The 20,319-nt window shown below is 52.4% G+C and carries 19 protein-coding genes, 1 tRNA gene and 1 pseudogene; 10 read left to right on the forward strand and 11 right to left on the reverse strand.

What is annotated here, in order from left to right; translation table 11 throughout:
• The first annotated feature begins 33 nt into the window (after nucleotides 1–33).
• Nucleotides 34–1,134: an LPS export ABC transporter permease LptF gene (lptF, locus tag OGV94_RS19530; protein WP_047406555.1), complete on the forward strand. Its 1,101-nt coding sequence runs from the start codon at nucleotides 34–36 to the stop codon at nucleotides 1,132–1,134.
• Nucleotides 1,134–2,216 (forward strand): LPS export ABC transporter permease LptG, encoded by a 1,083-nt coding sequence (lptG, locus tag OGV94_RS19535; RefSeq protein WP_043018254.1) that lies wholly within the window; start codon nucleotides 1,134–1,136, stop codon nucleotides 2,214–2,216. The genes lptF and lptG overlap by 1 nt, the downstream gene beginning before the upstream one ends.
• A gap of 36 nt (nucleotides 2,217–2,252) precedes the next feature.
• Here lptG and OGV94_RS19540 read toward each other — a convergent pair whose 3' ends face one another.
• The 5 genes from OGV94_RS19540 to idnD form a co-directional block, all read right to left on the reverse strand.
• Entirely contained in the window at nucleotides 2,253–3,755 is a 1,503-nt protein-coding gene (locus OGV94_RS19540; protein ID WP_193145917.1) for a helicase HerA-like C-terminal domain-containing protein, read from the reverse strand.
• A 79-nt stretch (nucleotides 3,756–3,834) separates the two neighbouring features.
• Entirely contained in the window at nucleotides 3,835–4,833 is a 999-nt protein-coding gene (idnR, locus tag OGV94_RS19545) for a DNA-binding transcriptional regulator IdnR (protein ID WP_043018255.1), read from the reverse strand.
• Nucleotides 4,834–4,885: 52 nt separating this feature from the next.
• Complete coding sequence (gene idnT / locus OGV94_RS19550) at nucleotides 4,886–6,205, reverse strand: gnt-II system L-idonate transporter (RefSeq protein WP_016155581.1); 1,320 nt, start codon at nucleotides 6,203–6,205, stop codon at nucleotides 4,886–4,888.
• Between the two features lie 123 nt (nucleotides 6,206–6,328).
• A complete protein-coding gene (gene idnO / locus OGV94_RS19555; RefSeq protein ID WP_286513407.1) occupies nucleotides 6,329–7,093 on the reverse strand; it encodes a gluconate 5-dehydrogenase in 765 nt (254 codons plus the stop codon).
• Nucleotides 7,094–7,104: 11 nt separating this feature from the next.
• Entirely contained in the window at nucleotides 7,105–8,148 is a 1,044-nt protein-coding gene (gene idnD, locus OGV94_RS19560; protein ID WP_043018257.1) for an L-idonate 5-dehydrogenase, read from the reverse strand.
• 216 nt (nucleotides 8,149–8,364) lie between these two features.
• On the opposite strand from idnD, the gene idnK reads away from it, so the two are divergent.
• Nucleotides 8,365–8,886: a gluconokinase gene (idnK, locus tag OGV94_RS19565; protein ID WP_043018258.1), complete on the forward strand. Its 522-nt coding sequence runs from the start codon at nucleotides 8,365–8,367 to the stop codon at nucleotides 8,884–8,886.
• A 30-nt stretch (nucleotides 8,887–8,916) separates the two neighbouring features.
• On the opposite strand, the gene ahr is transcribed toward idnK, so the two are convergent.
• Nucleotides 8,917–9,936: an NADPH-dependent aldehyde reductase Ahr gene (ahr, locus tag OGV94_RS19570; protein ID WP_193145919.1), complete on the reverse strand. Its 1,020-nt coding sequence runs from the start codon at nucleotides 9,934–9,936 to the stop codon at nucleotides 8,917–8,919.
• Nucleotides 9,937–10,156: 220 nt separating this feature from the next.
• Here ahr and OGV94_RS19575 point away from each other — a divergent pair.
• From OGV94_RS19575 to OGV94_RS19595, 5 genes and pseudogenes are all read left to right on the forward strand, one after another.
• A tRNA-Leu gene (locus OGV94_RS19575) sits at nucleotides 10,157–10,241 on the forward strand.
• Between the two features lie 222 nt (nucleotides 10,242–10,463).
• Nucleotides 10,464–11,711: pseudogene (locus OGV94_RS19580) on the forward strand (tyrosine-type recombinase/integrase); the annotation flags it as partial.
• Between the two features lie 730 nt (nucleotides 11,712–12,441).
• Entirely contained in the window at nucleotides 12,442–13,338 is an 897-nt protein-coding gene (locus tag OGV94_RS19585; protein ID WP_045292370.1) for a hypothetical protein, read from the forward strand.
• The gene (locus OGV94_RS19590; RefSeq protein ID WP_286524041.1) at nucleotides 13,313–13,774 is read left to right on the forward strand and encodes a hypothetical protein; all 462 of its coding nucleotides are present in this window, start codon (nucleotides 13,313–13,315) and stop codon (nucleotides 13,772–13,774) included. Before OGV94_RS19585 ends, OGV94_RS19590 begins: the two co-directional genes overlap by 26 nt.
• A 276-nt stretch (nucleotides 13,775–14,050) precedes the next feature.
• A complete protein-coding gene (locus OGV94_RS19595; protein ID WP_286524537.1) occupies nucleotides 14,051–14,281 on the forward strand; it encodes a helix-turn-helix domain-containing protein in 231 nt (76 codons plus the stop codon).
• 19 nt (nucleotides 14,282–14,300) lie between these two features.
• Here the strand turns inward: OGV94_RS19595 and fic are convergent, their stop codons facing one another.
• Nucleotides 14,301–15,377, reverse strand: a complete 1,077-nt coding sequence (gene fic / locus OGV94_RS19600; RefSeq protein WP_286524046.1) for a protein adenylyltransferase Fic — start codon at nucleotides 15,375–15,377, stop codon at nucleotides 14,301–14,303.
• Between the two features lie 337 nt (nucleotides 15,378–15,714).
• On the opposite strand from fic, the gene OGV94_RS19605 reads away from it, so the two are divergent.
• Together OGV94_RS19605 and OGV94_RS19610 are read left to right on the forward strand one after the other, a co-directional pair.
• The gene (locus OGV94_RS19605; protein ID WP_286524048.1) at nucleotides 15,715–15,981 is read left to right on the forward strand and encodes a hypothetical protein; all 267 of its coding nucleotides are present in this window, start codon (nucleotides 15,715–15,717) and stop codon (nucleotides 15,979–15,981) included.
• Between the two features lie 117 nt (nucleotides 15,982–16,098).
• The gene (locus OGV94_RS19610) at nucleotides 16,099–16,752 is read left to right on the forward strand and encodes an HNH endonuclease (RefSeq protein WP_286524050.1); all 654 of its coding nucleotides are present in this window, start codon (nucleotides 16,099–16,101) and stop codon (nucleotides 16,750–16,752) included.
• A gap of 55 nt (nucleotides 16,753–16,807) precedes the next feature.
• Here OGV94_RS19610 and mobH read toward each other — a convergent pair whose 3' ends face one another.
• From mobH to OGV94_RS19630, 4 genes are all read right to left on the reverse strand, one after another.
• Nucleotides 16,808–18,397 carry a MobH family relaxase gene (gene mobH / locus OGV94_RS19615; RefSeq protein WP_286524055.1) on the reverse strand — a complete coding sequence of 530 codons (1,590 nt, stop codon included), beginning with the start codon at nucleotides 18,395–18,397 and terminating at the stop codon, nucleotides 16,808–16,810.
• 174 nt (nucleotides 18,398–18,571) lie between these two features.
• Nucleotides 18,572–18,943: a hypothetical protein gene (locus tag OGV94_RS19620; protein ID WP_032942214.1), complete on the reverse strand. Its 372-nt coding sequence runs from the start codon at nucleotides 18,941–18,943 to the stop codon at nucleotides 18,572–18,574.
• A 63-nt stretch (nucleotides 18,944–19,006) separates the two neighbouring features.
• Entirely contained in the window at nucleotides 19,007–19,912 is a 906-nt protein-coding gene (locus OGV94_RS19625) for an ArdC family protein (RefSeq protein WP_286524060.1), read from the reverse strand.
• A 64-nt stretch (nucleotides 19,913–19,976) separates the two neighbouring features.
• On the reverse strand, nucleotides 19,977–20,267 hold the full coding sequence (locus OGV94_RS19630) for a hypothetical protein (RefSeq protein WP_014908067.1): 291 nt from the start codon (nucleotides 20,265–20,267) through the stop codon (nucleotides 19,977–19,979).
• Between the last annotated feature and the right edge of the window lie 52 nt (nucleotides 20,268–20,319).

Genomic DNA, 20,319 nt, shown 5'->3' on the forward strand with positions numbered 1-20,319 from the left:
GGCAAAAGACGGGTTTTTACGGGCGTATTTAAAGTGATAATCATAAGATATCTGGTTCGGGAAACGCTCAAAAGCCAACTTGCGATCCTATTCATCCTGCTTTTGATCTTCTTTTGTCAAAAGCTGGTCAGGATCCTTGGTGCGGCGGTTGACGGTGATATCCCGGCGAATCTGGTGCTCTCGCTGCTGGGGCTGGGCGTGCCAGAAATGGCGCAACTTATCTTGCCCTTAAGCCTGTTCCTCGGGCTGCTGATGACGCTGGGCAAACTGTATACCGAAAGTGAAATTACGGTCATGCACGCCTGTGGGCTGAGCAAGGCTGTATTAGTGAAAGCGGCGATGGTGCTGGCGCTGTTTACCAGTATTATTGCGGCGGTCAACGTGATGTGGGCTGGACCGTGGTCCTCCAGACATCAGGACGAAGTGCTGGCGGAGGCGAAAGCGAACCCCGGTATGGCGGCGCTCGCTCAGGGCCAGTTCCAACAGGCGACTAACGGCGGTTCGGTGCTGTTTATCGAAAGCGTTGATGGCAGCAACTTCAACGATGTGTTCCTCGCGCAAATCCGCCCGAAAGGTAACGCCCGTCCTTCGGTGGTGGTAGCGGATTCCGGACATCTTACCCAGACGCGCGATGGCTCTCAGATCGTGACGCTTAACCAGGGTACGCGCTTTGAAGGGACCGCGCTGCTGCGCGATTTCCGCATTACTGACTTCCAGGATTATCAGGCGATTATCGGTCATCAGGCCGTGGCGCTGGATCCAAACGATACCGACCAGATGAACATGCGTACGCTGTGGACGACCGATACCGATCGCGCCCGCGCGGAGCTGACCTGGCGTATCACGTTAGTATTCACCGTATTTATGATGGCGCTGATGGTCGTACCGCTGAGCGTGGTGAACCCGCGTCAGGGTCGCGTACTGTCGATGCTGCCAGCCATGCTGCTCTATTTGCTGTTCTTCCTGGTGCAGACATCGCTGAAGTCGAACGGCGGTAAAGGTAAGCTGGATCCGGTATTCTGGATGTGGACGGTTAACCTGGCGTATCTGGCGCTGGCGATTGTGCTTAACCTCTGGGATACGGTTCCGATGCGCCGCTTGCGTGCCCGTTTTATGCGTAAAGGAGCGGTATAATGCAGCCTTTTGGTGTACTTGACCGCTATATCGGTAAAACCATTTTCACCACCATCATGATGACGTTGTTCATGTTGGTGTCGCTCTCCGGGATCATCAAGTTTGTCGACCAGCTGAAAAAAGCCGGGCAGGGGAGCTACGATGCGATGGGCGCGGGGCTGTATACCCTGCTCAGCGCGCCGAAAGATATCCAGATCTTCTTCCCGATGGCGGCGCTGCTGGGTGCTTTGTTGGGTCTGGGCATGCTGGCCCAGCGCAGCGAACTGGTGGTGATGCAGGCTTCCGGTTTTACCCGTATGCAGGTGGCGTTGTCGGTGATGAAAACCGCGATTCCGCTGGTGCTGTTGACGATGGCCATCGGTGAATGGGTGGCGCCGCAGGGTGAACAGATGGCGCGTAACTACCGTGCGCAGCAGATGTACGGCGGCTCGTTGCTCTCCACCCAGCAGGGGTTGTGGGCGAAAGATGGCGACAGCTTTGTCTACATCGAGCGGGTGAAAGGCGACGCCGAATTAGGCGGGATTAGCATCTACTCCTTTAACGACAAACGCCGTCTGCAGTCCGTTCGCTATGCCGCAAGCGCGACGTTTGACCCGGAACAAAAGGTCTGGCGTCTGGCGCAGGTGGATGAATCCAACCTGACCGATCCGAAGCAAATCACCGGATCGCAAACGGTGAGCGGTACCTGGAAAACCAACCTTACGCCCGACAAGCTCGGCGTCGTGGCGTTGGATCCTGATGCGCTGTCGATTAGCGGTCTGCATAACTACGTGAAGTACCTGAAGTCGAGCGGCCAGGACGCCGGACGCTATCAGCTCAATATGTGGAGCAAAGTCTTCCAGCCGCTGTCTGTGGCGGTCATGATGCTGATGGCGCTGTCGTTTATCTTTGGTCCGCTGCGTAGCGTCCCGATGGGCGTGCGCGTGGTGACAGGGATTAGCTTTGGCTTTGTGTTCTATGTGCTGGACCAAATCTTTGGCCCGCTGACGCTGGTGTACGGCATTCCGCCGATTATCGGTGCGCTGTTGCCAAGCGCCAGCTTCTTCTTGATTAGCCTGTGGCTGATGCTGCGTAAGTCGTAATATCTACCCCTCCCGCTGTGCGGGAGGGGCTTCCTGTTAACGTTTTCTCCCGCCCATCAAACTTCCCAACATACCGCGGATTATCTGATTGGTGACCTGGCGCGCCGCGCTTTTAGCCACGCTCTGTACTACGCCATCGCGCTTGCCGCCACGTGGTCCGGTGCTGCCAAACAGAATATCCTTCAACCCGCCGAGAATACCGCTGTCCACCTCAACCGCTTTACCGTTGGCGGGAGGCGTATTTTGCTGCTCGGTGCTGGCCTGCACGCCTTGCTGCAAACGTTCATAGGCGGATTCACGGTCGACCTCTTCCTCATATTTGCCGTACAGCGAAGAGTGATTAATCAGCCCGTTGCGCTCGTCATCTGTCACCGGTCCCATCCGTGAGTACGGCGCAATGACCATCGCTCGCTCAACTACTGACGGGCTGCCTTTGGCGTCCAGAAACGACACCAGCGCCTCGCCGGTTCCCAGTTCCTGAATGGCTTTTTCGGTATCAAATGCCGGGTTGGCGCGCATGGTTTGCGCCGCGGTCTTCACCGCTTTCTGGTCTTTCGGCGTGAACGCGCGCAGGGCGTGCTGCACACGGTTGCCCAACTGGCCGAGCACGTTGTCCGGAATATCCGACGGGTTTTGCGAGACGAACCACACGCCGACCCCTTTCGAGCGAATCAGACGGATCACCTGCTCGATTTTATCCAGCAGCACCTGCGGGGCATCGTTGAACAGCAGGTGCGCTTCATCGAAGAAGAACACCAGTTTTGGCTTCTCCAGATCGCCCGCTTCCGGCAATTGTTCGTACAGTTCGGAGAGCATCCACAGCAGGCTGGCAGCGTACAGTTTGGGCATCTGGTAGAGCTTCTCGGCGCTGAGGATGTTGATCATCCCTTTGCCGCTGGCGTCGGTACGCATCCAGTCTTTGATGTCCAGCATCGGTTCGCCAAAAAAGTGCGCCGCACCCTGTTGCTCCAGCGACAGCAGTCCGCGCTGGATAGCCCCGACCGAGGCGCTACTGATATTGCCGTACTGATTCTGAAAGGATTTGGCGTTATCGCCAATATACTGAGTGATGGCCCGCAGGTCTTTGAAATCGAGCAGCAACAGACCCTGGTCATCGGCAATGCGGAAGATAATATCCAGTACGCCGGACTGCACATCGTTGAGGTTCAGCAAACGGGCCAGCAGCAGCGGACCGAGGTCAGATACCGTGGCCCGCACGGGGTGACCTTTTTCGCCGAAGATATCCCACACCGTGACCGGATTAGCATGCGGTTGCCAGTCGGTAATGCCGATGTTTTTCAGGCGGGCGAGCAGCTTTTCAGAGGCTTGTCCTTCCTCGGCTACGCCGGTTAAGTCACCTTTCACATCGGCCATAAATACCGGCACGCCAATCTCGGACAACGATTCGGCCAGCTTCTGTAGCGTGACGGTTTTACCGGTCCCGGTCGCGCCGGTAATCAGCCCGTGACGGTTGGCCATGCCTGGCAATAAAAACAGTTCGGTGTCCGGCGTGCGGGCAATTAGCAGGGGTGCGCTCATTGAGATTTCCTCCATTTATCCTGCCTGGAGTATAGGCAATGTCCATCAAAGAGAATATGCGATGGCGAGAGAAAATGAGTTAAAGCGTATTGCCGTGGTAAATCTGATACCCCAAATCCACGGTGTTGTGATTATGGTCGTTGTTCTTGATTTTGCTCAGCAGCATCTGTGCCGCCATACGGCCAATGTCGAAACGCGGAGTGATCACGCTGGCGAGGCTGGGGATCATCTGCCGGCCCATTTCCAGCCCGTGAAAACCAGCAATCGAGATCTGCTCCGGAACGGCCAGCTCGCGTTCGCGGCACAGCAGCAGTGCGCCCATCGCGATGTCGTCGTTGGTACAAAATACGCCGTCTAAATCCGGATGCGCGGTGAGCGCGTCCCGCATCATCTGGGTGCCAAGATGAATAGAGGAAATAGATCGCGGATTGACGCGCAGCGGCGTCAGACCCCGACGCGTCATGGCATCGCAATAGCCGCGATAGCGCTGTTCATCGCGGACATCATCTTTTGAACCAAGGTAGAGGATTTTGCGGCGCTGGCGTTTGTCCAGCATGGTGCTGACCATATCAAACGCCGCCTGACGGTTATCGAACCCTACTTCCATGTCCAGACGATCGCCCTGAATATCCATCAGTTCTACTACCGGTATGTTGGCTGAACGCAGAAATTTAACCGTGCGCAGAGTGTGATATTTCTCGGACAGGATAATGCCGTCGATATTATACGACAGCAGATTGATCACCGACTCTTCCTCGGATTCCCGGTCATAATTGTAGTTGGCGATCAGCGTCTGATAATTATGGTCGGAGGTGACCGATTCAATACCGGCCAGAATGTCGGCGAACAGTTGGTTTTGAAACGAGGGGATCAGCACGCCGAGCGTATAGCTTTGCGCGTTCAGTAGCATCGCGGGCGCGCGGTTAGGGATGTAATTAATCTCCTCCATAATCTGCGCAATGCGTTCACCGGTTTCCTTTGCGACCTTTTTCGGCGAGCGAATGTAGCGGCTCACCGTCATTTTGGTCACGCCCGCCAGCGTGGCGATGTCTTGCAAAGAAATTCTGTGGTTCCTCATCTTCTCTCCAGTACCGGGGAGCGCTGACCTGTGCTCCCCGGTGATGACCGTTTTAATGCAGGATGGCGTTCAGCGCCAGAACGCCCAGCAGACCCATAATGGAAATCAGCGTTTCCATCACCGTCCAGGTGCGCAACGTTTCCCCCACGCTGAGATTAAAATAGCCTTTAAACAGCCAGAATCCCGGATCGTTAACGTGGGAGGCAATCACGCTGCCCGCGCCGGTAGCCAGCACCATCAGCGCCGGGTCGGCGTGGGTGACGTTAATAATCGGCAGCACCACGCCTGCGGTAGTGATCGCCGCCACGGTGGCTGAACCGAGCGCGATGCGCAGCAACGCGGCTACCGTCCAGCACATCAGCAGCGGAGAAAGCGACGTGCCGGTCATCAGGTGCGAGATGTATTGCCCCACGCCGCTGTCGACCAGAACCTGCTTAAACGCGCCGCCCCCGGCGATGATGAACACAATCATCGCGATCGCGCCGATAGAGTCGCCAATGATATCCATAATTTGCTCGATCGTCCGTCCGTTACGTCGACCAAGGGTAAAAATGGCGAGCACGATAGCGATAAACAACGCGACCGCAGGGTTGCCGATAAACTCAAAGAACACCCGCACGCTGTTGGTTTTCGGCAGCGTAATTTCGCACACTGCGGCGACCGCCATCAGTATGACCGGGATTACCGCCGCAAAGATACTATTCCAGAACGACGGCATCTCTTCTTCAGTGAACAGATGCGGGTTGAATAACCCTTCCGGCGGCGCTTTCTCAAAGCGGGTCAGCAGCTTAGAAAACAGCGGCCCGGCAACAATCACCGTCGGGATAGTAATAATAAATCCGTACAGCAGGGTGGTGCCGAGATTGGCCTCGAAAATGGTGGCAATCGCGGTAGGCCCCGGATGCGGCGGCAGAAAACAGTGGGTCACGGACAATGCTGCCACCATTGGCACGCCAACATACAGTAGCGGCAGACCGGAAGAGGCCACCACCGTAAATACCAGCGGCAGCAGCAGAACAAAGCCGACTTCGAAGAACATCGCCAGACCGACCACCAGACCGGTGATCACCAGCGCCCACTGCACGCGTTTTTTACCGAACGTGCCAATCAGCGTGGTGGCGATGCGCTGAGCCGCGCCGGTATCGGAAATCAGCTTACCGAGCATCGCGCCGAACCCGAGGATCATCGCCAGCCCGCCGAGCGTCCCGCCGATCCCATTTTGTATTGAGTGCAGAACGGCCTGGGCATCCATCCCTTCGGCAAAACCGACGACCGCCGCCACCAGGACCAGAGCAATAAAGCCGTTAACTTTAAAGCCAATCATCAGGACCAGGAGCAGCGCGACGCCTGCCGCAATTATTATTAATGGCATAATCGTTTCTCTTATATCCCCGTCATACTTCAAGTTGCAGGTGTGTTGGCTACAGCTCGAATTATTTAGGGGGGAGCCAAAAATGCAGCGCCTGGGCGCTGCGTGATGTTGCGTTGTGTGGTATCAGACGGCGACCAGCATGCCGCCATCGACAAACAACAGGTGACCGTTTACAAAATCGGATGCTTTAGAAGAGAGAAATACCGCCGCGCCGATCAGCTCCTGCGGATCGCCCCAGCGCGCGGCTGGCGTACGTTTGCACAACCAGGAGGTGAAAGCTTCATCCTCGACCAGCGCTTTGGTCATTTCGGTTTTGAAGTAGCCCGGCGCGATACCGTTGACCTGGATATTATGGCGTGCCAGCTCAACGCACATCCCGCGGGTGAGCATTTTTACCGCGCCTTTGGAGGCGGCGTACGGCGTGATGGTGTCGCGGCCCAGTTCGCTCTGCATGGAACAGATGTTGATGACCTTCCCGGCCTGGCGTTCCACCATGCGACGCGTTACCGCCTGCGAGACCAGGAATACCGCCGTCTGGTTAACGGCAATCACATCGTTCCAGTCCTGTTCCGGGAACTCGGTAAACGGATGGCGACGCTGGATACCGGCGTTATTCACCAGCACATCAATTTGGCCAATGCCTTTTTCGATATGCTCGATGGCGGCATCAATGTCCTGTTTATGCGTAACATTGAACGGCGCGGCAACGGCGCGGATCCCTTCCTGCTGCAGTTTGGCGACGGCGGACTCCGCACGCTCTGGCGTAATATCATTGACGATAATCTGCGCGCCATATTTACCCAGCCCGGTCGCCAGTAAATAACCAATACCCTGAGCCGAACCGGTGATCAGAATGTTTTTGCCGTCCAGTGAAAAAAGATCGTTCATCATGTTATTCCTTATTTTGTTTCTGCAAAAACGAGCTGGACTTTCGCCGCCTGGGTTTTATCCCCGGCGAAGATCAGCGCCTGTTCAAGCTCGGTAAACGGATATTCGGCGCTGAGTAACGGCAGCGGATCGATAACGTTATTCGCCAGCCACGACACCGCGGTGTTGAACTCGGTGGTAAAGCGGAACGAGCCTTTGAGCGCGATCTCTTTGCCGATCAGCATCATCATCGGGAAGTCCGGCACCGCGCCGCCCATGCCGACCTGCACCATCACGCCTTTTGCGCGGGTGACTTCCAGACAGGTGGTGATTGAGGATGGATGGCCGGAGACTTCGAAGCTGACGTCGAAGTAGCCTTTCTCTTTTTTCCACTCGTCGAGCGAGTCCTGTTGCGGGTTAATCAGCGTGTCAGCCCCCATCTGCTGGGCAAGCGACAGCGAGCGCGGGCTGATATCAGCACAGACAATCTCTGCTGCGCCGAGCGTTTTCACCGCGCTGACGATCAGACAGCCGATAGGACCGACGCCGGAGATAAACACGCGCTTGCCCTGCAGGTCGCCCGCTTCATGCGCGGCGTGGATCGCTACCGCCAGCGGTTCGGCAAAGGCCATGACTTTTTCATCAGCCTCTTGCGGGTAAGGGATGCACTGCGCAGTATCGACGGTTTTAAACCGGGTAAAACCGCCGTCGACGTGGGGAAAATACATGGCGCTGCCAAAAAAGCGCATTTCCGTGCACTGGTTTTCTTCGTGCTGCAAACAGTATTTACAGTGGCCACACGGTTTCGACGGATTAATAGCCACCGACTGACCTTCATGTAATTCTTTTGAATCGCTGTGCACCACTTTACCAATAACTTCATGGCCTAAAATCATCGGCGCTTTAACGGTAAAATTACCGACTTTCCCTTCCTGGTAATAATGTAAATCGGAACCGCAAATACCGCCGCGGGTAATTTGTACTAATGTTCCTTTATTATCCCATTCAATATTTTGGTCGGTTATGGCAACAGTTTTCTTACCCGCAACAACGCAGGATTGGGTTTTGACTTGCATAAATGCCTCACTGGTCAGGTAGTAACCTCGGCAGCATTTAAACGGTTTTGATTGTTATTATTTGTGACGCAGGTCACGCTGGAAAATTGTTACACTACAATGTTACGCATAACGTGATGCGCCTTGTAAATCTACGCAGTCGCGGCGAAAAAAGGTGAATTCTGCAATGTGGAAGGCGTAGTATCGCGCCATGGAATATGAATCTGGAGTTTTTCGATGGCCGGGGAAAGTTATATTTTGATGGGCGTTTCGGGTAGCGGTAAATCTTTAATTGGCAGTAAAGTTGCCGCAGTGTTATCGGCTAAATTTATTGATGGCGACGATCTCCATCCGGCCAAAAATATTGATAAAATGTCTGAAGGTATTCCATTAACCGATGAAGACCGACTGCCGTGGTTAGCACGATTAAATGACGCCTCATACAGTTTATATAAAAAGAATGAGACCGGGTTTATTGTTTGCTCGTCATTAAAAAAACAGTATCGCGATATATTGCGTCAGGGCAGCCCGAATGTGCATTTCCTGTGGCTGGACGGCGACTACGAGACCATTCTGGCGCGCATGCAGCGTCGGGCAGGGCATTTTATGCCGGTGGGATTACTCAAAAGCCAGTTCGACGCGCTGGAGTGTCCGCAGGAGGATGAACGCGATATTGCCCGCATCGACGTTAACCATGACATCGAGCATGTGACGGAACAGTGCCGCCAGGCGGTGCTCGCGTTTCGTAACGGGCAATAGGCCCAGCCCCTTGCGGGACTGAGCCCGGCATCAGAAGTCGGCTTTCAGCACCACGCGGTAGCGGGCCTTGCCGTCACGCACGTGCTGGATAGCGTCGTTAATTTGCGACATCGGGTACAGCTCGGTGGTAGGCGACACCTTGCTGCGACCGGCAAACTTCATCAGCTTGCGCAGTTCGAACGGCGTACCGGTCGCCGAACCGGAGATGCTGCGATCGCCAGCTATCAAAGTGAACGCCGGCACCGGCAGCGGCTTCAGCACCGCGCCGACGGTATGGAAGTTACCGCCGTAGGCCAGCGCTTCAAAATAGGGCTGCCAGTCGAGATCGACGTTAACCGTGTTAATAATGAGATCGAACTGGCCCGCCAGCGCTTTTAGCGCATCCGGATCGCGGCTGTTGATCACCTTATCCGCTCCCATCGCCAGCACTTCCTGCTCTTTCGCTGGATTGGAGCTGAACGCGGTGACTTCGCAACCCATCGCGTGTAACAACTTAATGGCGATATGCCCCAGGCCGCCGATGCCGATCACCCCAACGCGGCTGGTGGCGGTGATATGGTGCATCAGCAGCGGTTTGAACACCGTGATGCCGCCGCACAGCAAGGGACCGGCCGCCGCCAGGTCGATGCTCTCCGGCAAGGGGATCACCCACTGCCAGTCGGCCCGCAGCTTCTCGGCAAAGCCGCCGCGATTAAGAATCGTGGGCACGGAACCTTCCAGGCAGTTAATCTGATTACCGCTGATACAGGCGTCGCAATGCCCGCAGCTGCGCGCCGTCCAGCCAATCCCAACGCGCTGACCAACCTTCAGACCCTTATCTTGCGCCGCGCTGCCGAGCGCCGCCACGCGACCAATCACCTCATGCCCGGCAACCAGCGGATACTGAGAGAATCCCCATTCGTTGTCGATCATCGACAAATCGGAATGGCAGATACCGCAGTAATCGACCTGGACTTCGACATCTTCCGGCTTAAGCTCGCCCGCATCATATTCATAGAGTTCGAGTTCGCTGCCCGCCGCTTTTGCAGCGTAGCTTTTTATCATCGACATCGTGTTTCCCTCAGTGTGGTGTTGAACTGGAAGTGTAGAGCATGGGGAAACGGGACGCTTCGCAGAAGGGGGGATTAAGGTGGGGGCAAACTGTGATGATGGTTACAGGTAAGAAAGGTAATGCTGAAATTTTCAACACTTAGCGAGCCGGACACACGCTGGCACTTGCATGGTGGCGCACGACAGGTATAATCCACAACGTTTTCCGCATCCCTTCCGTGCCGGAGTGGCGAAATCGGTAGACGCAGTTGATTCAAAATCAACCGTAGAAATACGTGCCGGTTCGAGTCCGGCCTTCGGCACCAAGTGATGCAATAATTAGCTACCTAAGGGTGGCTTTTTTTGTGTCCATTTTCGTCCAAATTCGTCCATATCCGTCTGTAATTCAAAGATAATTTATTTTTCGATAATAACCATTTTTATTTTGTGGTCTTTCCGTGTTGGTCATTTTTCATCCATTGACATCCACGCGATTTGGGGGCCAAATTGGGGGCTTAGACGTAGTTCGATAATAGTGAGGCCCCCAAATGGCACTAACAGATCGCGCTATAGTCCACGCCAAGCCTTGTGGCAAGCCGTATAAGCTCAGTGACTCGCATGGACTTTACCTGCTGGTTAACCCTAACGGTTCAAAACGCTGGTACATCAAGTACCGCTTTGTAAACAAAGAGAAAAAGCTCGCTTTAGGCCCTTATCCGCTTTTGACGCTTGCACAGGCAAGACGCATGCGTGAAGAGGCCCAATTACTGCTGATTTCCGGCATCGATCCGAGCGCACACCGAAAGGCTGAACGTCTTGCGATAACGCCGGAACATACGTTTGAGTCTGTGGCTCGCGAATGGGTCACCAGCAACGTTAACTGGTCGGTGGAACATAAGAAGCGGGTGCTGCGTTATTTTGATCTTTACGTCTTTCCCACGAACGGCAGTTTCGACATCACCAAAATGAAGGTCAAAGATCTGCTGGTGCCCATCAAGGAGGTGGAGAAAGCGGGCAAACTGGATGTTGCTTCCCGGCTTCAGCAGCGCACTGCCTGCGTGATGCGCTACGCCGTCCAGAACGGCATTATCGATCATAACCCCGCATCGGATTTAACCGGCGCGGTCTCTACGCCCAAAGTTCGTCACCACCCGGCGCTGGATCTGAATCTTATCCCTGATTTCCTGGAAAGAATCGATGATTACAAAGGCCGTCAACTGACTCAACTGGCGGTAAAGCTGGCTCTGCTGCTGTTTATCCGTTCCAGCGAACTGCGCTTTGCCCGCTGGGATGAAATTGACCTGCGTAACGCCATGTGGACAATCCCCGCCGAGCGTGAGCCGATCCCCGGCGTTAAATATTCAGCGCGTGGGGCGAAGATGCACTCCCCACACTTGGTCCCATTGTCACGTCAGGCCATCGAACTGCTGCACGAGGTGCGGCAGCATTGCCGACCGGGAACTGAACTGGTATTCCCCGGCGATCATAACTACCGCAAACCGATGAGCGAAAACACCATCAACAAAGCGCTGCGGGTGATGGGCTACGACACCCAGAAAGACGTCTGCGGCCACGGTTTTCGCACTATGGCCTGTAGCGCGCTGGTAGAGTCAGGCCTGTGGTCAAGCGATGCGGTAGAGCGCCAGATGAGCCATCAGGAGCGCAAGCGCGTGCGTGCGGCGTATATCCACAAGGCGCAGCATCTCGAAGAACGTCGGGAGATGATGCAGTGGTGGGCCGATTATCTGGATGCAAACCGGTTCAGGCATGTGGTGCCGTATGGCTTCAAAAAATCGCAGGGAGGCGCACTCGACCATATGAGCTTCCAGGAGCGCAATGACCGGCAGCTAGAGGAGCTGAAAGCCAGAATACTGGCCGACTCGGAATGGCTGACAGCGTCTGAGTTATCGGCAAAAGCGGGTTTCCGTTCTGCCGATCCTGAGGCTGGCCCGAAAGGCTGGAAAGCCGCCGGGAAGATATTCTCGCTGAAGGTCGATGGTGAGGATTTGTATCCGGATTATGTTCTGGATGAGAAAATGCGGCCTCTCAAGGTTGTCAGGCTGATTCTCTCGCTGTTCAAAGAACGCAAAACGCCCTGGGGACTGGCTATCTGGTTCGGTTCGGCAAACCGTAGGTTGAGAGGTGGGAGGCCGAAAGATTTGTTGGTATCAAAGTCAGAGTTGGTACTGCTGGCAGCGCAGGATGAGGTGGAGTCGGGGGAGTAGGTTGTGGGATAAGGTAGAGATTAAGTTGGGGGATGATGCTCCAGTGGCATTACGAACGAGGTTCTTTAGCAGCATTTACGAAGCAAAAGGTATTGATGCCCATATACATTTAGAGCATTAATCGCCTAGTTAGACGGCTCTGCACTGTGATGGCAATGCTAAAAACTGAGTGAAAATCAAAGTTTGAATTTTATCTCATTCAGTGGTACTGTGTATTTATACAGTAATGAAAAAATTTAACCTCTTGTAGGTCCTTGGTTTTATGGAATAATAAAATCAATTAATTTACAGGAGTTTTCTTATGCAATTGTTCGCCTTACGTGTGTTAATGAGACCACGCGACCCTGATCTTTTTTCAAAGGGATCTGTTCAAAAAGACATTGTGCATTTTGAAAATGCCATAGTATTCAGCGCGCAAAAGTTACATCTGACATCATCAACACCATCCGTTCATAAGAAAACCAGCTACACCCTGAAGCTGAGTATAAAACCCACTGAAGGCGTCATGGCTGGGGTTATATCAAAACAGCAAAAAATTAAAGGACATGATAAGGATTTTCGCGAATTCGATGTAGACAATTATCCACCTATCGTATGGATCTGGGATAGAGAAGAGCAAGTGTTATTGGTCGAGAAGAAAACAGCGGTATTTAAGGATGCGCATCAAGTTGCTAAGGCATTTGAAGATCTTGCCAACAACGACTATTTGGCCCAATTGGGGCTAAGAGTATTTATCGAAGCTTGCCTTGAAATGGAAGATTTTTGGTCTGAATATCATAGACTTCAGTTTATTGATAAAGTTAGTTTTACGTTGATTACTCCGAATATTTTCGGAAGTAGCAAGCAGGCCTTAACTGACGATTTGCGAAAGCTTGAGGCAGATACTAATGCAAACGCTGTAACCACAACATTTGAAAACACAGATGGTAATTTAAAGCTTAAAGGTTCTCATTGGGCATCTGTTTTTGTTGATTGGGTAAAAGATGGTGGTGGTTCTTGGTTAATTAAAGGTCGAAAAACACTCAAATCAAAACCTACAACTGTATCCAGTAATCAAACGGCCAAGATAGTCCTTATCGAAGGTGAGATTTCAGAAATTCAGTTAGATGGTTACTCACCGAGTGATATCAAAGAAATCATAGCATTACATCAAAAAAGGTACACATACAAAAATGAAGAATCTAGGCGTCTGGATTAAAGCTATAGCGCTATTCATATTATGCTTAGCGTTATCGTCAACCGATAAACAGGTTTATACCCTGCTTGAGCAGGCATCGGCAGGGGTGATCGGCTCAATTCTTGGAGGGATTACTGCAGGGATCTCTGTAATTTTTGGCATTCTGGCGGTCATCAATAAGGGGCAAAAACGCTCAAGTTTTACAAGTTACTTGGGATGTTTAGAAGCTGATCTGAAATTACTTGTGATCTGTTTAGGCGCAACAATTTTTTTGCCGTACCTTCGAAATTATGACTTACCTCTAATAAATTATCCCAAGCATGAGTTGATTCCTTCTAAGGATAAGTTATTTACTGCGGCAGAGCTGTTTGCCGTAGTGCTGTCTCTCAATCTCATTGTTGAAGTGATAAGTTGCATGATTTTAGTAGTTAAACAAAGTCTGAAAACGGAAAATTGATAAGGTTTTTTTAATGGTTTTATTTGTAGTTACTTGAATTTTAATGATAAAAATATGGTTGGTTTATCACTAACTACGATTTTTGTGGCCGATCATGATTTTATACAGTACCTTTAACAAAGTCTTTTGCATGTATATATAAGTATATGGATACGAAAATAGAGTTTCATAAGACTTCAAATGATATCTCTTTTTAAGAACATATAGTTATCCCCTAAAGCGTATATACGGAAAATATCTGTCATGGGGGATAAAATGAACGTTACTTCACACAAAATGTTGGCTCAGGCAGTGAGGAATGCTCGCAAGCAATGTAAGCTGACTCAACGCGAAACTGCAGAAAGTATAGGCATGAAACAATCAACGGTTTCAGAGTTTGAGAATCATCCTGAGGGGATCCGCATAGGTACGCTCTTTAAGCTGCTTGCCGCTCTGGACCTTAAGCTTCAGGTCGTAAGCCGTAGGGGCGAACATAAATCGTCTGATAGCTGGGACCAGCAGTGGTGAACTGTGGAACCAATAAGCTTTACTGATTCAATTCCTGCACCAACCTGGTATTGATATACAGCTTTTCGCGACCAACGCTCATTTCTTCCAGCACGCCTATATCTACCAACTGTTTGAGGTAAGCTGATGCCGTCTGGCGTTTAGCGATACCTCGTTCAACAAGGTTATCGATCCGGCAATACGGTTGCGCATAGAGCACCTGGATGAGTTCATAGGTATAAATTTTTGGTAGCTTCTCACGTACATACTCGGTCGTTTCTGCCATCAATGCCCGAACGACCGCAATCTTGTCAGTCGTCCATCGGGACGTGTTTTCTACGGCCTCCAACATAAATAATATCCACGATTCCCAGTCTCCTTCTTCTGTTACCCTACGCAAGAGCATGTAGTAATCACTACGTCTCTCCAGAATAAAGCGGGACAGGTACAGGATAGGCAGTGAAAGTAATTCATTTTGAATCAGGTAAAGAATATTCAGGATACGACCTGTTCGTCCATTCCCGTCCGGAAAAGGGTGGATGCACTCAAACTGATAGTGCGCAATAGCCATTTTCACTAATGGATCTAAATCATCATCGCCATGTATGAACTGCTCCCAGTTCGCCAATAAGTTACGGATGGTATCTTCACCCACCGGGGGTGTATACACCACGCTGTTATTCTGATCGCGCAGTACCGTGCCCGGTGTTTTTCTTATATCGGTCTGAACTGCGCGTAATTTGGTACAGATAGCGATTGCGGTGTTTGTGCAAAGTGGATAGGTCTCAAGATGGGTATAACCATCATAAAGCGCCGTACGATAGCGCAATGCTTCTTTGGTTGCTGGATCTGCTCCGTCTGCACGATCAGCATACTGAAAGAGCTGATCGCTGGTCGTTACGATATTCTCAATGCGTGAGGAATCTTTCGCTTCCAGCATCGGGATAATGTTAATCAACAATCCTTGATCGGGGATCAACTCACCCGCCGTTTTCAGCTCTGCAATTGCCGCGCGCGCATTTATACACGCTTTTAGTACATTGCGTGTTTCTATCTGCTGCAGATCAGGCGGCAGTTTTGGCAGATCGTTGTAAGGGGCTTCGGGATTCCAGTTCATATGTTTATAAAAACCGATTTCATCGACATATAGACATCATATGTCGATGCTATAAGCATGTCACGGCATCATGTTTAAAAAATCGTGTTTTATCGACATATCGCCGCAACGTGTCGATGGCATAAACATGTTTTGGCTATATGTGTAAAAAAATGCTTTTTATCGACATATCCTCAGATGCTTGGCGCAGACTATCTGGATTTGCCTGGGAAGAGACTTCACTACCTGAGATGTATTGACCTTTAAATGAGGTCTCTCGGCAACCTTGCAACTGCAAAAAATGCCCCTATTTCATGGCTAATTAACCGCTAAATTCTAGCCATGGAGGAAACTACCGATGTCATCCCGGACACACCGCCAGCTCGTAAGCGTTGAAGTGATGTGGCCTGCTCAGACGCTACCGCTTCCTCTGCAACAGGTAGTCGAAGCATTGAATCAGGGCGAAACGCCCGATCAGATTATTATCCGCATGAACCAACGGGGTCTGCTGGCGTGGCGTGAGGATGCATCTGTGCAGGATACACACGATATCTTTCTGGTACGGCTGGACAATAAGCATGAGGCGCGGTTCCTCTGTCGCTACGTTACGCTACCGCTGCACTGATATTTTATTTTATAGTTCCGTTTCGCCAATATATAGCTCCCTTTTTACACATGGAAGCCTTAATATGCTATAAACTACAGAGTTGGTAGATGTCGTTTCAGGGATGATGGATTGTAAATGAAGAAGAAACTGCCAGATCTTATACCAAGGGAATGTATTATTGCAGCTATGCGTGCCTATGATGAGGGAATCACTCATCCGTTTAGTGAGTCTCGGTTATATGACGTGGTATTTGAAGGCCGGGGCTACCCACCGAAAGCAATAATAGGCATCGCGGTGTTAAATATTACCGGTGTTATGCTTAAACCCGAAAATTTTAATGGCGGTCTAAATTCTAAATGCTTTAGGTTACTAATTGATCAAGGGTTTGAGATTGTTCAGAAAGAAGAAGATAATGAACAGCCTGCCATCACCATTTTTCCTGATGAATTACCGCCGCAGAACGTATTTACTGAAGGTGCCGCTACGCAGGTAACGGTTAACCGCTATGAACGCGACCATAAGGCCCGGCAGGCCGCATTAGCCTTGCATGGTTGCCTATGCAAAGTATGCGGCATTGATATGATGAGGGTGTATGGTGAGATAGCAAAAGGTTTTATCCATATACACCACCTGATTCCGCTATCAGACATTAAAGATAATTACTCTCTGGATCCCAAAAAAGATCTTATTCCCGTCTGCCCTAATTGCCACGCCATGTTGCACCGGCGTAATCCGCCTTTTTCGCCTGAAGAACTGAAATCAATTATTGAATATCATGCGGCTCTTTAGGTATTACAGCCCATTCGCTGTGGCTCGGTGGAAGAGAGTATTTTGATATAAATTGCTATTCGCGCAGCAACTTCAGCCACGGATTATTCGCCGGCACTTTCTCCCCAAACACCAGCCCCAGATCTTCCATCAGAAACCCTTTCAAATGACTACTTTTCTTTTGTGGCGCGCGAACCTCGCAGGTCCAGATAAAACTGTCATCATTACAGCGCAGGGCCAGCCCTGACTCCTGAAACATTCGCTGTGCCAGCTTCCAGCCGTCGCCGGTGTCTCCAGTGGTTTCTGATGCGTATATCTTAAAGATCCCCGGTGAAATCAAGAAAAGATGGTTTTCCACCACATGTACCTTGCCGTTCCGGGTATTCACCGTGGCTGAAGGGCTGGTGTGGTTCTTCAGCCACTGCAGGAAATTATTATTGTCACCAAGTCTCGGGTCGTCTGCTATCTCCGGTAGCGGTTGAGTGGGGGCGCTAAGTTCAGGGACGGGTTCAGCTTCGCTTACCGGCGTCACATCACCGACAAAACAGGCGGGACGTTGTTCGCCTGGCTCCCATATTGCAGACGGTGTCAGGCGCAGCAGCGTCAGCGGTTCAACGGGCGACCAGCCCTTATCCGATCGGATAATGCAGCGCCAGATCGCTTTATCCTCATTGGCAACGATAAGCTGATGCGTCAGCAGTTCGTCAAACAGGCGGTTATTGTTTTCCGGCACGCTAGATACGCCATGCTGGAGCAGCCAGGCGCGAACCCGGTCGGCGGTGGTTTTGCTGATAAGCCACAGCGCATCCTCCGTCAGCCAGCCATCGGATCCGCATTCGGGGTTATTGAGTCGGTACTCGTTTTGTACCAGTGAGCGTAAGGCAGTGAGAAGCTGCTGGGGGAAGGAAGAGGGCTTTTGCGCCAGCGCGGTTTTGATATTGCCGCCGAGGTATCGGGCGACAGAGGCTTTATCTGCCTGCTGCACCAGTTCAGCCAGCGCGCCAGCCCGTTCGTAGTGTCCGGTGAGCTGATAAATCAGGGACGCAAAAGCCGCCGGGTATCCGGCCAGCCAGTCCAGTAATGGCGAGGGTATCAACTGATTAATCAACATTGCGCCAGCCGCCGGATGCAGATGATAGTCGCGACCGTGGCTCTGGTACTGCCAGCGATAAGGCAGTGCCAGATTACCTTGCCACGGATGCCAGCGGGTGCCATCACGTTGATGAATCTCCATATCCACGACGATTTTTCCCGTATCGTGCAGCAATGCCGCGCAGACTACTGCGACCGTCCATGCGCTGGCCTGCCGGGCCTGTTCTTCCGCACCCGCTTCCGGTGGCAGAAGATAACCCAGGCGCAGTCGGATGGCGTTGCAGGCAACCTCCAGCGAATGATCCAGTAGTCCACCGGGAATGGAATGATGATGACTTTGTGAGGCGGGTAGCAGTTGTACTAGAACGGCGAGGCGATTAATCGCCGTGAGGATCCAGCTATCGAACAGTGTATCCGGCAGCGGGGTCAGTTGCCGTAACTGCTGCAAACAGGATTGGCGTAACGGTGCCGTCAGCAACTGTTCTGCGGATAGTGGCGCAAACCAACCCTCCGGCAGCGCTGCGTCTGGCGCAGGTGGCTGGGTCTGGGATGGTCTTTGTAGCCACTTCAGCATATTTCCCCTTTTCGGGCAGGCCCCTTTGCCCTTGTCGCCCTTCCTTTGCAGTTTCGCCCTTTGAGCCTTTTACATTTTTATTAGTAAAAACTGTATGCTCTCATGCGCATATCTGGCGTTGTATTTATGATTGAGGAGTAAAAAGTGACCGACGTTTCGTCGGCCACTTTAAAACTACCACCAGGCATAAAACATCAGCCTGTCTCGCTCAAAATCAAACGTCTCCAGCGTCTCTTTCACCCAGAGGGTGACGGCGCGAACGTCTTTCCAGTAGTGTTCTCCATAGTCGGTATATCCATAGAAAAAGCCGTCAATCGTGGGATAAACCGCACCGCAGTTATCCGGCGTCAGGCTTTGCAGGTCGCTCAGAAGCGCCTGCAAGTGTGCTTTTGTGACTTCTAACAGCACCTGGTTGCGCACCAGCCCAACGTGTTTATCCACCCATTTGAGTAACGGGTTTACCTTGCGGAAATAACCCACTCTGGCGTACTGGCTTTCATCGGGCGCGTTTTTTGCCCGTTCGAAAAAGAAGAGATCGAGTCCCATATATCACTCCAGAAAAAAGGGGAGCAATTCCCCGGCGGGGAAAACTCCCGTTCGGGTGGGCTGTCAGGCGCTAAGCTGACAGGGTTGTGGTACCGCGTTGAGCAGCCATTCACTGGCGTGGCGCGCCATACCGCTGGCGCGGATCACTGTCCGCTTGTCCTGGCGCAGGATATCCAGCCAATAGCCGATATAGCTGGCGTGCTGGAGCCTGCCTCGAATGCCGCAATGGGCACACAGGAAGGCGCTACCCATCTCCGCCACTAATTCTTCAGCGGCGTAGAGTGCTTCGGTGCGTTCTGCTCCGGCAATACCGGGGCGGTTGAGGCGTGAAGCGTGACCAGTAGCGTGCGTCAGTTCATGCAGTAGCGTGGCGTAGTACGCCTCGCTGCTTTCAAACTGCTGCGGGTGCGGCATCATCACCAGGTCAGTCGCGGGTTTGTAATACGCTTTCGACTGGCGGCGATGGCGCAGCGTTACGCCGCTATTCATCGCAATGGCTTCGGCCATCTCCACAGGCTCTGCGGGCCGGGTAAACGGCTCGGACAGCGACTGCGGCAGGCCGTCGCACTGCGACAGGTTAAACAGCCGAAATTCACGAATGATCCCGAAATTCCGCACTTTCGGCTCGCCGTCTTTATCCAGCAACGGCTGGCCGAGTGCATCGGTCTCTTCCTGTGTGCGCGGCAGATACAACACCGCCAGAGAGGATTTTTCCCCCCGGCGTACCTGCCCGCCGAGCGCGCTGACCTGGTGGAACGTCAGCCAGCGGTCGCTGGCAAAACTCTGCTTGTCGGCGCTGTTCCACAGCAGTGGCACGTTAATGCCGTGATACGGACGACCGGATAACGCATTGATCGGGAACGGCGGCTCGCCATCGCGCCACGGGCGGATCCACGGCACATTGCCGTTTTCCAGCTCAGCAATAATCTGGTCGGTGACTTTCTGGTAGATATCGTTGCTTCTGTCCATTGTGCGATCCTCATGGAAGAAGCCGGAGCTGCCTCCGTCCGGAAGCGACTCCGGCGGGGAGAGGTTATGCCTGTTCAGCCATCGAGACCTGCACGTAGTGGCCGTGATAGTTGAGCGACAGCGGTAATGCGACAGGGACTTTCATATCGCCCTGCGGCGGCTGGCAGTAGATCGTAAAGGTGACTTTCTTGCGGGACGTCCCGGCGGTACGCAGGGTCAGCAGTACGGCGAGCAACAGATTGCCCAGCCGTTCTTCCACCTGCTGCGGGTCGGCGGGAAATTCCACAGCGGATTGCCAGACATCAGGGGCGATAACCACCGGCATTAACGACGGTTTTTTATCGAAAAGCGACATGGTGTTTCTCCTGTAAATGAGCAGGGAATACCCTTCGCAGGGCATTTCCCTG

This window comes from Citrobacter sp. Ce006, from assembly GCF_030336535.1.
In the GTDB taxonomy this organism is placed as follows: domain Bacteria; phylum Pseudomonadota; class Gammaproteobacteria; order Enterobacterales; family Enterobacteriaceae; genus Citrobacter; species Citrobacter europaeus.

Bases quoted from the DNA above. Each gene is read 5' to 3' on its own strand.
- idnT (WP_016155581.1), bottom strand. From the start codon at position 6,205: ATGCCATTAATAATAATTGCGGCAGGCGTCGCGCTGCTCCTGGTCCTG.
- fic (WP_286524046.1), bottom strand. From the start codon at position 15,377: ATGAACTGGAATCCCGAAGCCCCTTACAACGATCTGCCAAAACTGCCG.
- idnR (WP_043018255.1), bottom strand. From the start codon at position 4,833: ATGAGGAACCACAGAATTTCTTTGCAAGACATCGCCACGCTGGCGGGC.
- OGV94_RS19585 (WP_045292370.1), top strand. From the start codon at position 12,442: ATGCAATTGTTCGCCTTACGTGTGTTAATGAGACCACGCGACCCTGAT.
- OGV94_RS19630 (WP_014908067.1), bottom strand. From the start codon at position 20,267: ATGTCGCTTTTCGATAAAAAACCGTCGTTAATGCCGGTGGTTATCGCC.
- ahr (WP_193145919.1), bottom strand. From the start codon at position 9,936: ATGTCGATGATAAAAAGCTACGCTGCAAAAGCGGCGGGCAGCGAACTC.
- OGV94_RS19595 (WP_286524537.1), top strand. From the start codon at position 14,051: ATGTTGGCTCAGGCAGTGAGGAATGCTCGCAAGCAATGTAAGCTGACT.
- mobH (WP_286524055.1), bottom strand. From the start codon at position 18,397: ATGCTGAAGTGGCTACAAAGACCATCCCAGACCCAGCCACCTGCGCCA.
- OGV94_RS19590 (WP_286524041.1), top strand. From the start codon at position 13,313: ATGAAGAATCTAGGCGTCTGGATTAAAGCTATAGCGCTATTCATATTA.
- OGV94_RS19620 (WP_032942214.1), bottom strand. From the start codon at position 18,943: ATGGGACTCGATCTCTTCTTTTTCGAACGGGCAAAAAACGCGCCCGAT.
- OGV94_RS19625 (WP_286524060.1), bottom strand. From the start codon at position 19,912: ATGGACAGAAGCAACGATATCTACCAGAAAGTCACCGACCAGATTATT.
- OGV94_RS19540 (WP_193145917.1), bottom strand. From the start codon at position 3,755: ATGAGCGCACCCCTGCTAATTGCCCGCACGCCGGACACCGAACTGTTT.
- idnD (WP_043018257.1), bottom strand. From the start codon at position 8,148: ATGCAAGTCAAAACCCAATCCTGCGTTGTTGCGGGTAAGAAAACTGTT.
- idnK (WP_043018258.1), top strand. From the start codon at position 8,365: ATGGCCGGGGAAAGTTATATTTTGATGGGCGTTTCGGGTAGCGGTAAA.
- OGV94_RS19610 (WP_286524050.1), top strand. From the start codon at position 16,099: ATGAAGAAGAAACTGCCAGATCTTATACCAAGGGAATGTATTATTGCA.
- lptG (WP_043018254.1), top strand. From the start codon at position 1,134: ATGCAGCCTTTTGGTGTACTTGACCGCTATATCGGTAAAACCATTTTC.
- idnO (WP_286513407.1), bottom strand. From the start codon at position 7,093: ATGAACGATCTTTTTTCACTGGACGGCAAAAACATTCTGATCACCGGT.
- OGV94_RS19605 (WP_286524048.1), top strand. From the start codon at position 15,715: ATGTCATCCCGGACACACCGCCAGCTCGTAAGCGTTGAAGTGATGTGG.